The organism is Variovorax gossypii (assembly GCF_003965815.1).
GTDB classification, from domain to species: Bacteria; Pseudomonadota; Gammaproteobacteria; order Burkholderiales; family Burkholderiaceae_C; genus Variovorax; species Variovorax gossypii.
The window spans coordinates 262,299-274,365 of the sequence record NZ_RXOE01000004.1; the positions used below are offsets into that span (position 1 = coordinate 262,299).

Annotated in this window: 14 protein-coding genes; 13 read left to right on the forward strand and 1 reads right to left on the reverse strand. The window is 70.0% G+C overall.

The window, feature by feature from the left end; genetic code table 11:
* Positions 1-13: 13 nt before the first annotated feature.
* A complete protein-coding gene (gene fliE, locus EJP69_RS18015) occupies positions 14-331 on the reverse strand; it encodes a flagellar hook-basal body complex protein FliE (RefSeq protein ID WP_093302082.1) in 318 nt (105 codons plus the stop codon).
* A 284-nt stretch (positions 332-615) separates the two neighbouring features.
* Here fliE and fliF point away from each other — a divergent pair, with 284 nt between their 5' ends.
* From fliF to fliR, 13 genes are all read left to right on the forward strand, one after another.
* Positions 616-2,355: a flagellar basal-body MS-ring/collar protein FliF gene (fliF, locus tag EJP69_RS18020; protein WP_093197854.1), complete on the forward strand. Its 1,740-nt coding sequence runs from the start codon at positions 616-618 to the stop codon at positions 2,353-2,355.
* Positions 2,348-3,346 carry a flagellar motor switch protein FliG gene (gene fliG, locus EJP69_RS18025; RefSeq protein WP_093197857.1) on the forward strand — a complete coding sequence of 333 codons (999 nt, stop codon included), beginning with the start codon at positions 2,348-2,350 and terminating at the stop codon, positions 3,344-3,346. Before fliF ends, fliG begins: the two co-directional genes overlap by 8 nt.
* Positions 3,333-4,160: a flagellar assembly protein FliH gene (fliH, locus tag EJP69_RS18030; protein WP_126471871.1), complete on the forward strand. Its 828-nt coding sequence runs from the start codon at positions 3,333-3,335 to the stop codon at positions 4,158-4,160. The genes fliG and fliH overlap by 14 nt, the downstream gene beginning before the upstream one ends.
* A 5-nt stretch (positions 4,161-4,165) precedes the next feature.
* On the forward strand, positions 4,166-5,650 hold the full coding sequence (fliI, locus tag EJP69_RS18035; protein ID WP_093197862.1) for a flagellar protein export ATPase FliI: 1,485 nt from the start codon (positions 4,166-4,168) through the stop codon (positions 5,648-5,650).
* Entirely contained in the window at positions 5,647-6,102 is a 456-nt protein-coding gene (gene fliJ, locus EJP69_RS18040; RefSeq protein ID WP_093197864.1) for a flagellar export protein FliJ, read from the forward strand. Before fliI ends, fliJ begins: the two co-directional genes overlap by 4 nt.
* A 34-nt stretch (positions 6,103-6,136) precedes the next feature.
* On the forward strand, positions 6,137-7,564 hold the full coding sequence (locus tag EJP69_RS18045) for a flagellar hook-length control protein FliK (protein WP_126471873.1): 1,428 nt from the start codon (positions 6,137-6,139) through the stop codon (positions 7,562-7,564).
* A gap of 159 nt (positions 7,565-7,723) precedes the next feature.
* Positions 7,724-8,227, forward strand: coding sequence for a flagellar basal body-associated protein FliL (gene fliL / locus EJP69_RS18050; protein WP_093197869.1), 504 nt, complete (start codon positions 7,724-7,726; stop codon positions 8,225-8,227).
* Between the two features lie 36 nt (positions 8,228-8,263).
* Positions 8,264-9,262 (forward strand): flagellar motor switch protein FliM, encoded by a 999-nt coding sequence (fliM, locus tag EJP69_RS18055; RefSeq protein ID WP_093302089.1) that lies wholly within the window; start codon positions 8,264-8,266, stop codon positions 9,260-9,262.
* Positions 9,255-9,707: a flagellar motor switch protein FliN gene (gene fliN, locus EJP69_RS18060; protein WP_093197875.1), complete on the forward strand. Its 453-nt coding sequence runs from the start codon at positions 9,255-9,257 to the stop codon at positions 9,705-9,707. The genes fliM and fliN overlap by 8 nt, the downstream gene beginning before the upstream one ends.
* A 55-nt stretch (positions 9,708-9,762) precedes the next feature.
* On the forward strand, positions 9,763-10,188 hold the full coding sequence (gene fliO / locus EJP69_RS18065) for a flagellar biosynthetic protein FliO (RefSeq protein ID WP_126471875.1): 426 nt from the start codon (positions 9,763-9,765) through the stop codon (positions 10,186-10,188).
* Positions 10,185-10,943: a flagellar type III secretion system pore protein FliP gene (fliP, locus tag EJP69_RS18070; RefSeq protein ID WP_093197880.1), complete on the forward strand. Its 759-nt coding sequence runs from the start codon at positions 10,185-10,187 to the stop codon at positions 10,941-10,943. The genes fliO and fliP overlap by 4 nt, the downstream gene beginning before the upstream one ends.
* Before the next feature lie 44 nt (positions 10,944-10,987).
* Positions 10,988-11,257 carry a flagellar biosynthesis protein FliQ gene (gene fliQ / locus EJP69_RS18075; RefSeq protein ID WP_093197882.1) on the forward strand — a complete coding sequence of 90 codons (270 nt, stop codon included), beginning with the start codon at positions 10,988-10,990 and terminating at the stop codon, positions 11,255-11,257.
* Between the two features lie 13 nt (positions 11,258-11,270).
* Entirely contained in the window at positions 11,271-12,056 is a 786-nt protein-coding gene (fliR, locus tag EJP69_RS18080; protein ID WP_177213617.1) for a flagellar biosynthetic protein FliR, read from the forward strand.
* Positions 12,057-12,067: the final 11 nt, after the last annotated feature.

Consider the following 12,067-nt stretch of genomic DNA (forward strand, 5'->3'; position numbering starts at 1 on the left):
GTCTTCAACCCGGTCAGGCCTGCAGATTCATCACTTCCTGGTAGGCCGTCACCAGCCGGCTGCGCACCTGCAGGCCGGTCTGGAACGCGACGTTCGCCTTCTGCAGGTCGACCATCACGTCGTTGAGCGCGACGCCGGGCTTGCCCAGCTCGAAGGACTCGGCCTGCGCATAGGCCTGCTGCTGAGCGCCGCTGATGTTGGCGAGCGAGCGCTTGAGCTCGGCCGCGAAGCCTCCGGCCTCGGCCGGCGCGGCCGTAGACGGCGCAATGCCCGTCTGGACCGCGGTGGTCCGCATCTGCTGCAGGACCGATTCGATGGCGCTGATGGACATGGTGATCCTCTTCCTCTTGTATGTCTGAACACTTCCGCGTGACTTGACACGGAGGAGCGAAGTCCTCCGGCTGGCTTGCAGCGTATCAAGGGAAGACCCCGATTCAAGCGCGCAACTGAGGGCAAAAACCCCGGCTGTTCGGCCATTCGAAATCCGGGTGACTGCTGACAATCGTCCGCGAAACGAACAGGCCGTGGACGACATCACCGGCCCTCCGGAATGAAATCTCAACATCGAAATCCCTCTCCCAGCATGGCAACGGCCGCGAAGAAGAAGGTGCATCCATGAGCACGGCTGCGCCAGCGGGCGCGCTGCCCGCGGCAGACAACGGCCCTGCCTCGGCCTCGCTCATCGAACGCATGCGTGCGCAGCCCCGGCTGCCGCTGATCATCGGCGGCGCGGCCCTTGTGGCCGCCGCGGCCGCGTTCATGCTCTGGAGCCGCGGGCCCGACTACAAGGTGCTCTATACCAATGTGTCGGACCGCGACGGCGGCGCGATCATCGCGTCGCTGCAGCAGATGAACGTGCCCTACAAGTTCGCCGACGGCGGCGGCGCGATCCTGATCGCGGGCGACAAGGTGGCCGAGACGCGCCTCAAGCTGGCGGCCCAGGGCCTGCCCAAGGCCGGCGGCGTGGGCTTCGAACTGATGGACAACCAGAAGTTCGGCACCAGCCAGTTCGCCGAGCAGGTCAACTACCAGCGCGGGCTCGAGGGCGAGCTGGCGCGCTCCATCGAATCCATCGGCGCCATCGAGTCGGCCCGCGTGCACCTGGCGCTGCCCAAGCCGTCGCTGTTCGTGCGCGAGCAGAAGAAGCCCTCGGCCTCGGTGGTGCTCGCGCTGGCGCGCGGACGCGGCATCGACGAGGGACAGGTCAGCGCCATCGTGCACATGATCTCCAGCAGCGTGCCCGACCTCGACGCCAAGAGCGTCACCGTGGTCGACCAGCGCGGCAACCTGCTGTCTTCCGCGCGCGGCACCGATCGCGGGCTGGACGTGAGCCAGCTCAAGTACACGCAGGAGATCGAGCAGGGCTATATCCGCCGCATCGAGGCGATCCTGCAGCCGATCGTGGGCGCGAACAACGTGCGCGCGCAGGTGGCGGCCGACATCGACTTCTCGGTGGTCGAGCACACCGACGAGAAATACAAGCCCAACCAGGACCCGTCGCAGGCCGCCATCCGCAGCCAGCAGAGCAGCGAGTCTGCGCAGCACGGCGGCGGCCAGCCCGGCGGCGTGCCGGGCGCGCTGTCGAACCAGCCGCCGGTGAACCCGACCGCGCCGATCACCGGGCCGCGCGCGCCGAACGCGCCGGGCACGCCGCCCGCACCGGGAACCCCGGGCGCGCCGGGAGCACCGGGCGCCGCCGCCTCGACGGCAGGCACCGCCTCCACCGGCCCGAGCAGCTCGCGCAAGGACACCACCACCAACTACGAACTCGACCGCACCATCCGCCACGTGCAGCAAGCCGCCGGCGGCGTGAGGCGCCTGTCGGTCGCCGTGGTGGTGAACAACCGCGACGCGGTGGACGCGAGCGGCAAGACAGCCAGCCGCGCCCTCACCCCGGCAGAACTGGAGCAGATCCGCAACCTCGCGAAGGAAGCCATGGGCTTCAGCCAGGACCGCGGCGACTCGCTCAACGTGGTGAACAGCGCCTTCGCACGCGATGCCGACAGCGGCCCCGCGCCCGAGGTTCCGTTCTGGCGCGACCGCGAGAACCTCGACCTCGCCAAGACGGCCGGCCAGTACCTGCTGTACGCACTGCTCGCGCTCTTCGCGTGGCTGGCCGTGCTGCGACCGCTGATGCGCAAGCACCTGGCTCCGCCGCCCGCGCCCGTGGCGGCCGCCCCGGTCGTCGCCGCCCCCGCCGAGCCGGACCCGAACGCACCGTCGGCCGACGAGAGCCTGCGCGAACGCGAGGCCAACCGTCGCAAGGCCGACATGGAATACGCCCACCAGGCCGCCGACAAGGATCCGAAGATGGTCGCGGCCCTGATCCAGCACTGGATGAACAACGATGAGTAGCGAACAGGGAACCCGCAAGAGCGCCATCCTGCTGATGGCACTGGGCGAAGACCGCGCCGCCGCCGCGCTGCACCAGCTGCCCACCTCCGAAGTGCAGGCGCTGGGCCTCGCGATGTCGAAGCTCAGCTCCGTCTCGAAGGACGAGCTGGCCGCGGTGCTCGCCGAATTCCGCCAGGAGACCGAGCAGCTCTCGGCCCTGCACCTTGGCTCGACCAGCTACATCCGCGCCGTGCTCAAGAAGGCGCTGGGAGACGACCGCGCGAGCAACCTGCTCGAGGACATCCTGCAGCCCGACGAGCCGCGCGGCGGCATCGAGCGCCTCAACGAGCTGGAGGCCGGCGAAGTAGCCGAGCTCATCCGCGACGAGCACCCGCAGATCCTCGCGACGCTGCTCGTGCACCTGGACCGCATGAAGGCATCGGAAGTGCTCGAGAAGCTGCCGGCGCGCCTGCGCCACGACGTGATCATGCGCGTGGCCACCTTCGGCGGCGTGCAGCCCTCGGCGCTGAACGAGCTGACCGACGTGCTCACCGAGATGCTGGCCGGCCAGGGCGTGCGCCGCAGCCGCCTGGGCGGCGTGCGCACCGCGGCCGAGATCGTCAACCTCATGAGCACGAGCGTGGAGGAAGAAGCCATCGCCCACGTTCGCGAACAGGACGAGACGCTGGCACAGCGCATCGTCGACGAGATGTTCGTGTTCGAGAACCTGCTGGGGCTGGAAGACCGCAGCATCCAGCGCCTGCTCAAGGACATCGAGAGCGACTCGCTCATCATCGCGCTCAAGGGCGCGCCGATGGAGCTGCGCGACAAGTTCCTCAACAACATGTCGCAGCGCGCCGCCGAAACGCTGCGCGAGGACATGGAGCTGCGCGGTCCCGTGCGCGTGTCGCAGGTCGAGACCGAGCAGAAGGCCATCCTGCAGGTTGCCCGCCGCCTCGCGGAGGCCGGCGAAATCGTGATCGCAACGCCTGGCACCGATGAGTTCGTCTGACACCACCGCCGGCGCCTTCGGCGAATCGCGCGAGCGCCTCGCCGCCATCCACGCAGCCGCGCGCCATGCGGCCGGCGGCCCGAGGGCCTCGCGCCCTCTCTCCGCCGCCGTGAATCCGCCGGCGCTCTCCGCATGGGAGCGCTGGGAGATGGGCACCATCGACGGCAGCCCGAAGCCTTCCGCCAGCCGCAAGGCCGCCGAGCGCAAGAGCGCCCCGCCCCAGCCTTCCCAACCACCCCAGCCGAAGATCGATCTGGCCGACCTCGCGCGCATCCGCAAGGAAGCCCGCGTCGACGGCGAAGCCGAGGGCCGGGCCGCCGGCCTCGCGGAGGGCCGCCGAACGGGCCACACCGAAGGACTGGCCACCGGCCTCGCCGCCGCCAGCGCGCACGCGGAACGCCTGCGCGCGCTGGCCCAGTCGCTGCCCGACGCGCTGCGCCGCGCTGAAGAAGAGCTTTCGCGCACCGTGCTCGCGCTCGCGCTCGACGTGGCGCGCCGGGTGGTGCACCGCACCCTGAAGACCGAACCCGAGTGGGTGCTGCCCGTGGTGCGCGACCTGCTCAACACCGAGCCCGCGCTGCGCGGGGAGCCGCGCCTGCTGCTGCATCCCGACGACGTGGCACTGGTGAGAAGCAGCCTCGGCGAGGAAATCGAGGCCGCCGGCTGGCAGGTGCGCGCCGATGACGGCATCACGCGCGGCGGCTGCCGCGTGCAATCGGCCACCGGCGAGCTCGACGGCACGCTGGAGACGCGTTGGAAGCGCGTCGCCTCCGCGCTCAACGGCGACGCCGACGGACAGGCCGAGACGCAGTGACGAGCATGCAGGCCAACACCGCGACCATCGCAACCGCTGCGACCGCCGCCCCCAACCCGCACCTTCAATCGGTGCTCGGCACACTGGAGAAGGCGCGCGCCAACATCGCGCGCTGCGAAACCACCATCGCCTCGGGCCGCCTCACGCGCGCCGTGGGGCTGGTGCTCGAAGCCGTGGGCCTGCAGCTGCCCGTGGGCAGCGACTGCCTGATCGAGCTGCCGCCCGGCCATCCGCAGCGGCATGCCGAAGCCGAGGTGGTGGGCTTCGCCGGCGACCGGCTCTTCCTGATGTCGCAGACCGAAGTGGCGGGCCTGCTGCCGGGCGCGCGCGTGTACGCACGGCCCGGCGCGCCGGAGCCCGACGAAGCGGGACTGACCGGCAACGCCCACACCAAGCGCCTGCCCGTGGGCGAAGGCATGCTCGGCCGCGTGGTCGACGCGGCCGGCCGGCCGCTCGACGGACTCGGCCCGCTGGACATGGCGCGCAAGGTGCCGCTGAGCTCCCCGCCCATCAACCCGCTGTCACGCGCGCCCATCGATTCGGTGCTCGACGTGGGCGTGCGCGCCATCAACGCGATGCTCACCGTGGGACGCGGCCAGCGCATGGGCCTGTTCGCCGGCTCCGGCGTGGGCAAGAGCGTGCTGCTTGGCATGATGGCGCGCTACACCAGCGCGGAGATCATCGTGGTCGGCCTGATCGGCGAACGCGGCCGCGAGGTGAAGGACTTCATCGAGAACACGCTGGGCGAGGAAGGCCTGGCGCGCGCCGTGGTGGTGGCCGCGCCCGCCGACAACTCGCCGCTGCTGCGCCTGCAGGGCGCGGCCTACGCGACCTGCCTGGCCGAGTACTTCCGCGATCGCGGCAAGGACGTGCTGCTCATCATGGACTCGCTCACCCGCTACGCGATGGCGCAGCGCGAGATCGCGCTGGCCGTGGGCGAGCCGCCCGCCACCAAGGGCTACCCGCCTTCGGTATTCGCCAAGCTGCCCGCGCTGGTCGAACGCGCCGGCAACGGCGCGCGCGACGCGAACGGACGCGGCGGCTCGATAACCGCCTTCTACACGGTGCTGTCGGAGGGCGACGACCAGCAGGACCCCATCGCCGACTCGGCGCGCGCGATCCTCGACGGCCACGTGGTGCTCTCGCGCACGCTGGCCGAGGCCGGGCACTACCCCGCCATCGACATCGAGGCCTCCATCAGCCGCGCCATGACCGCGCTGATCCCGTCCTCGCAGTTCGACACCGTGCGCCGCTTCAAGCAGATGCTCTCGCGCTACCAGCGCAACCGCGACCTCATCAGCGTGGGCGCCTACGCGCCCGGCCACGACCTGCAGCTCGACCAGGCGATCGCGATGTACCCGCGCATCGAGGGGCTGCTGCAGCAGTCGATGGACGAGCGCGCGGGCTACGAGGAGTCGATCGCGCACCTCGAGAGCCTGTTCGCGCCCGACGCACGTGCATCCACACCACAAAAACTCCAGAAGACATGACACGCAAGCTCCCCCTCGGCATGCTGATCGACCTGGCGCACACGCAGACCGACGACGCCGCCCGGCGCCTGGGCGCGCTGCAGAACGCGCACCTCGACGCCCGCCAGAAGCTCGAACTGCTGCTGCAGTACCGGCAGGACTACCACGACCAGCTCGACGCGCTGATGCGCGACGGCCTGGCCTCCTCGCAGTGGCGCAACTACCGCAACTTCCTCGGCACGCTGGACGGCGCCATCGAGCAGCAGCGCGCCATCGCCACCCAGACCGAGAACCGGCTGGACCACGGCCGCACCGACTGGCAGCAGCAGAAGCGCCGGCTGAGCTCCTTCGACACGCTGGCCGAGCGCGTGCGCATGCAGGAAATGATGGCCGAGGCCAAGCGCGAGCAGCGCGACAGCGACGAGCGCGCCGCGCGCAAGTTCTTCGACCGCGCCTCGCATCCGACGCTTTGAGCCACGCCGACCGAATCTCCACGCAGGAACCGACATGACTTCCATGATCACGCCCCCCGTCATGACGAACGCCGCCGCCCAGTCGGCGGCGCAGGCCGGCGCGCGCAACCGCGCCGCCGACGACGACCAGGGCCGCAGCTTCGGCGCGGCGCTGGAGCGCTCGCGCGCGAACACCGGCGAGGCCGCGCAAGGCGGCGCCCAGGATGCCGCCGCCCTCGACCGCAAGCCGGTGCGCAAGCCCGGCGCGGACGAGGACACGAAGGACGAAGGCACGCTGCCCGCCGACCCGAACCTCGCCTTTCTCGCGCCCGCGAACACGGCGCTGCATGCGCTGACCCTCGCGGGACGCGCCGCCCGGAAACAGGGCGGCGACGGCGCGGCAGATGCCGCAGCGGCTGCGACCACGCTCGCCAAGACGGCAACGGACATTCCGCTGGACCCGGCCCTGCAGGCTCCCGCCGCGAAGACGCTCACCGGCGACGCGGCCTCTACGGCCGCAGATGCCAAGGCCGTGCCCGAAGCCGCGGCGGCCGCGAAGGACTCCGCCGCGAAGCCCGCGACGCCGGCGCTGCCCGGCACCGAGGCAGCCACCGCGCAGCCCGACGCCGCCCAGGCCACCTCGCTGCACGAACTCGCCCGCGCAGCCATCGCCGCTCAGACCATGAGCACCGGCTTCGCGAAACCCGCATCCGCGCCCGCCGGCGCCCCCGTGGGCACCGCCGCGACCGGCCGCGGCGCCGGCTCGCGCGCGCCCATGAGCGCCACCACCGCCGAACAGCTCGCGAGCGCCGCTCAGCCCACGACCACCGGCGACGCACAGGCCGACAAGGCTGCCCCTGCCGTGGTGACGGCCGCGGCAGCCGGCAGCACCGACAGCCAGCCTGACGTGTCGCCCACCGCGCTCCAGCAGCCGGCCCCGGTGACGACGGCTCCTTCGGAACATGCGAACGAGGCGACCGCCACGGCACGCGCTCCCGTGCACACCATCGCCCCCGAAGTCGGCAGCGACAAGTGGGCGCCGGCCCTGGGCCAGCACCTGGCGCGCATGAGCGCCAGCGGCAGCCACACGGCGGAGCTCAACCTGAACCCCGCGGGCCTCGGCCCGCTCAAGGTCACGCTGTCGATGGGAGACAACCAGGCGCAGGCCATGTTCGTCTCGGCTCACGAGAGCGTGCGCAAGGCGGTCGAGGCCGCGCTGCCGCAGCTGCGCAACTCGCTGTCGGAGCAAGGCATCACGCTGGGCCAGACGTCGGTCGGCGCGGAGACGCGCCAGCCCTTCGGCAACGGCGCCGCGTTCGCACAGCAGCAGGGCCAGCAACAACAGCAGAACGCCGCGCGGCAGCAGGCTGCATCGTCCTACCCCGGTGCGAGCCGCCCGGTCGGCAGTGCATCGGCGGCAACGGCAGCCGTGCGCCCCGCCGCACCCGACCACGCACGCTCCGGCGTCGACACCTTCGCCTGAGGCCCAGCTCACGCCACACCTTCGCCCCGCGCGCACCAAGGCTCCGGCCCGCCCGGCGCCTCGCAATGAACGGATATGAAACGCCTTTGTGCGCTTGTTCGGCCGTTCGTCCGCGCGGGACTTCGCAAAGAATAGACCGGACAAGAAAACCGCTTCACCATGGCTCCCCCAACAACTGTCGCAACCGCCTCCCTGCCGGCCCCCGGCCGCTCATCGAAGCTGCTGATCTGGATCGTGGTCGCCGTCGGCCTCGCCGCCGCAGCCGGTGCCGCCGCGTATTTCCTTCTTCCCCGCTTCACGGGCGGCGCAGCTTCCGCCGCCGAGGCCCCCAAGCCGGCGGCGCCCGAGAAGCCCATCTTCGTGATGCTGGACCCGCTCACCGTCAACCTGCAGGCCGAGGGCCGCAGCCGCTTCCTGCAGATCGGCATGGCGCTGCGCGTGCGCGACGAGCACGCCAAGGCGCAGATCGTCGAGTTCATGCCCGAGCTGCGCAGCCGCCTGCTCGTGCTGCTTTCGAACCGCCCGCCCGAGTCGCTGGTCACGCCCGAAGACAAGGCCAAGCTGGCCGGCGAGATCCGCACCGCGCTGAACGCGCCGCTCACGCCCGAGACGCCCGAGCTGGGCATCTCCAGCGTCTCGTTCAACATCTTCGTCGTGCAGTGAGCACCACGTCATCTTTCTCCGGACGACAAGCGATCCATGGCGTATGAACAGGTGCTCTCGCAGGACGAGGTCGATGCGCTTCTGCAGGGCGTCACCGGCGACGTCGACCAGGCGGCCCCCCCTCCCCCGCCGAAGGACGGCCTGCCCGCCTACGACCTCGGCGCCCCCGACCGCGTGGTGCGCAACCGCATGCACACGCTGGAGGTCATCAACGACCGCTTCGCGCGCGGCCTGCGCGGCGCGCTGCTGAACTTCATGCGGCGCAGCCCCGACATCTCGGTGGGGCCGGTGCAGATCCAGCAGTTCGGCGAGTTCGTGCGGCACCTGCCGGTGCCCGCGAACATCAACATGATCCACATGAAGCCGCTGCGCGGCACCGCCCTCTTCGTGTTCGACCCGAAGCTGGTGTTCCTCGTGGTGGACAACCTCTTCGGCAGCGACGGGCGCTACCACGTGCGCGTGGAAGGCCGCGACTTCACGCGCACCGAGCAGCGCATCATCAAGCGCCTGCTCGACCTGTCGCTGCAGTGCTACGGCGAGGCCTGGCAGCCGGTGTTCCCGCTCGACTTCGACTACGTGCGCGCCGAGATGCACGGCAAGCTCGCCAACATCGTCGCGCCCAACGAGGTGGTGATCAACACCACGCTGCAGATCGAGTTCGGCCCCGTGGGCGGCTTCCTGCACGTGTGCCTGCCCTACTCGATGATCGAGCCGATCCGCGACCTGCTCTCGAACCCGATCCAGGACGAGGTCGAGGTCGACAAGCGCTGGGTGACGCAGATGTCGCGCCAGATGCAGTCGGCCGACGTCGAGCTGGTGGCCGACTTCGTCTCCATGCCTTCGACCATCGGCGAGGTGATGAAGCTGCAGGTCGGCGACGTGATTCCCATCGAGCTGCCCGAGACCGTCGTCGCCAAGGTCGGCGGCGTGCCGGTGATGGAGTGCGGCTACGGCACCTCCAACGAGCGCTATGCGCTGCGCGTGCAACACATGATCTCCCATCAAGACAGCGACCTGAAGAACGAACATGACTGACAACACCTCTTCCGCAGGCAGCGACGCGGACGACTGGGCCGCGGCCCTGGCCGAACAGACCGCCGCGTCAGCAGCCCCGGCCCCGGCACCCGCGGTGGCACCGGCCACGGCGCAGGTCTTCCAGCAGATCCAGGACACGTCGGCTGCTGCCGCAGCAGCCGCGGCGGCGGCAACCACGCCGGTGGACATCGCGCGCGTGCTCGACGTGCCGGTGCAGCTCACCGCGGAGATCGGCCGCACGCGCATCACCATCAAGAACCTGCTTCAGCTGTCGCAGGGCTCGGTGGTGGAGCTCGACGGCCTGGCCGGCCAGCCGCTGGACGTGCTCATCAACGGCTACCTCATCGCCCAGGGCGAAGTGGTGGTGGTGAACGAGAAGTACGGCATTCGCCTGACCGACATCGTCACGCCCTCCGAGCGCATGCAGAAGCTCGCGCGCGCATGAGCCGCCGGGCCGCTCCCAAGGCGAATGCCGCAGCGCGCAGCGCGGAGACCATGCAATGAGTCTCCCGACTGTGCCAACGCCTGTCCACGAGGTGGCCCCAGCCGCCGTCGGCGCCTCGGGCCTGCTGCAGGCCGGCTTCGGCATGGCGGTGGTGGTCGGCCTGATCTTCCTGTGCGCGTGGGCCGCGCGGCGCTTCGGCCTGCAGCGCCTCGGCGGCGGGCAACTCGTGAAGGTGGTGTCGAGCGCCGCCGTCGGCCAGCGCGAACGCGTGGTCGTGGTGGAAGTGGCCGACACCTGGCTGGTGCTGGGCGTCACGCCGAGCCAGGTCAACACGCTGCACACGCTGCCGGCGCAGGTACAGCCCCACGCCGCGCCGACGGCATTCGCCTCGACTGCAACCTCCGCCGCGCCCCGCGCGGTGGAACTCTTCGCGCGCAAGCTGCGCGAATCCATCTCCGGCAAGGCCAGTCCCGCTCCATGAAGCATCCCGCATTGCGCCGCGGCTTGCGCGCCGCGCTGCTGCTGCTCGCCGCCACGCTGCCGGCGGCGGCCTGGACGCAGGGCCTGCCCGGCATCACCAGCACGCCCGGCCCCGGCGGCAGCCAGACCTGGTCGCTGAGCGTGCAGACCATGGTGCTGCTGACCTCGCTCACCTTCCTGCCCGCGCTGCTGCTGTCGATGACCAGCTTCACGCGCATCCTCATCGTGCTGGGCCTGCTGCGCACCGCCATCGGCACGCAGACCTCGCCGCCCAACCAGATCCTGGTGGGGCTGTCGCTCTTCCTCACCTTCTTCGTGATGGCGCCGGTGCTCGACAAGGCCTACAACGACGCCTACAAGCCCTTCTCGGAGAACAAGATCAGCGCCGAAGCGGCGATGGAGCGCGGCATCGCGCCCTTCAAGACCTTCATGCTCAAGCAGACCCGCGAGAGCGACCTGGCGCTGTTCGCGCGGCTGGCCAGGGTGCCCGAGATGCAGGGCCCCGAGGACGTGCCGCTGCGCATACTGCTGCCCTCCTTCGTCATCAGCGAGCTGAAGACGGCGTTCCAGATCGGCTTCACCATCTTCATACCCTTTCTCATCATCGACCTGGTGGTGGCCAGCGTGCTGATGTCCATGGGCATGATGATGGTGCCGCCGGCTTCCATCGCGCTGCCCTTCAAGCTCATGCTGTTCGTGCTGGCCGACGGCTGGCAACTGCTCATCGGCGCGCTGGCGCAGAGCTTCTATCTCTAGGTTCCATCCCCAGGGCACAGGCACAGGTACAGGTACAGGCAGAGATGACCCCCGAATCCGTCATGACCATGGGCCACCGGGCCATGGAAATATCGCTGCTCATCGGCGCGCCGCTGCTGCTGGTGGCGCTCGTCATCGGCCTGATCGTGAGCATCTTCCAGGCGGCCACGCAGATCAACGAGGCCACGCTGTCCTTCATTCCCAAGCTGCTCGCGGTGTTCGCCACGCTCGTGATCGCGGGGCCGTGGATGCTCGACCGCATGCTCGACTACATGCGCGCGCTGTTCTCCGGCATTCCGCTGCTGCTGAACTGATGTGACACCGTCGATCATCTCGGTCACCTCGGCGCAGCTCGAGGGCTGGATGGTGGCCTTTCTCTGGCCCTTCGTGCGCATGCTCGCGCTGGTGAGCACCGCGCCCATCTTCGGCGAGGCATGGGTGCCGCGGCCCGTGAAGGTGCTCATCGCCGCCATGCTGGCCTTCGTGGTCTCGCCCACCATCGGGCCGCTGCCGGCCGTACCGGTGGTGTCGGCGGGCGGCGTGTGGATCATCGTGCAGCAGGTGCTCATCGGCGTGGCCATGGGCTTCACCGTGCGGCTCGTGTTCACCGCCGTGCTGGCCGCGGGGGAATACATCGGCCTGCAGATGGGCTTGTCTTTTGCATCGTTCTTCGACCCGATGAGCCACGGCAGCACCATGGTGGTGTCGCGCCTGCTGAACATGCTGGCGATGCTGATCTTCCTGGCGCTCGACGGGCACCTGCTGATGGTGAACGCGCTGGCCCAGAGCTTTCACACGCTGCCGATCGCCGATGCACCGCTGGCGGCCGGCGGGTGGATGTTCCTGGTGCTGGCCGGCGCCGAGATCTTCGCGAGCGGGCTGTTGCTGTCGCTGCCGCTCGTCACCGCGCTGCTCACGCTGAACCTGGCGATGGGCATCCTGAACCGCGCATCGCCGCAGTTCAGCATCTTCGCGGTGGGGTTTCCGCTCACGCTGCTGGCGGGCATCTTCATGCTGCAGCTGCTGATGCCGAACCTCGGGGCGTTCCTGGAGCCGAGGTTCGCGGAAGGCATCGCCAGCATGCTGCGCTTCACGCAGGGCCTGCGGCCCTGACTCCGGAAGAG

What these genes read in the sequence shown, in the direction of transcription:
- fliH (WP_126471871.1), top strand. Translation starts at nt 3,333, where the DNA reads ATGAGTTCGTCTGACACCACCGCCGGCGCCTTCGGCGAATCGCGCGAG.
- fliN (WP_093197875.1), top strand. Translation starts at nt 9,255, where the DNA reads ATGACTGACAACACCTCTTCCGCAGGCAGCGACGCGGACGACTGGGCC.
- fliP (WP_093197880.1), top strand. Translation starts at nt 10,185, where the DNA reads ATGAAGCATCCCGCATTGCGCCGCGGCTTGCGCGCCGCGCTGCTGCTG.
- fliJ (WP_093197864.1), top strand. Translation starts at nt 5,647, where the DNA reads ATGACACGCAAGCTCCCCCTCGGCATGCTGATCGACCTGGCGCACACG.
- fliL (WP_093197869.1), top strand. Translation starts at nt 7,724, where the DNA reads ATGGCTCCCCCAACAACTGTCGCAACCGCCTCCCTGCCGGCCCCCGGC.
- fliO (WP_126471875.1), top strand. Translation starts at nt 9,763, where the DNA reads ATGAGTCTCCCGACTGTGCCAACGCCTGTCCACGAGGTGGCCCCAGCC.
- fliE (WP_093302082.1), bottom strand. Translation starts at nt 331, where the DNA reads ATGTCCATCAGCGCCATCGAATCGGTCCTGCAGCAGATGCGGACCACC.
- EJP69_RS18045 (WP_126471873.1), top strand. Translation starts at nt 6,137, where the DNA reads ATGACTTCCATGATCACGCCCCCCGTCATGACGAACGCCGCCGCCCAG.
- fliI (WP_093197862.1), top strand. Translation starts at nt 4,166, where the DNA reads ATGCAGGCCAACACCGCGACCATCGCAACCGCTGCGACCGCCGCCCCC.
- fliG (WP_093197857.1), top strand. Translation starts at nt 2,348, where the DNA reads ATGAGTAGCGAACAGGGAACCCGCAAGAGCGCCATCCTGCTGATGGCA.
- fliF (WP_093197854.1), top strand. Translation starts at nt 616, where the DNA reads ATGAGCACGGCTGCGCCAGCGGGCGCGCTGCCCGCGGCAGACAACGGC.
- fliQ (WP_093197882.1), top strand. Translation starts at nt 10,988, where the DNA reads ATGACCCCCGAATCCGTCATGACCATGGGCCACCGGGCCATGGAAATA.
- fliM (WP_093302089.1), top strand. Translation starts at nt 8,264, where the DNA reads ATGGCGTATGAACAGGTGCTCTCGCAGGACGAGGTCGATGCGCTTCTG.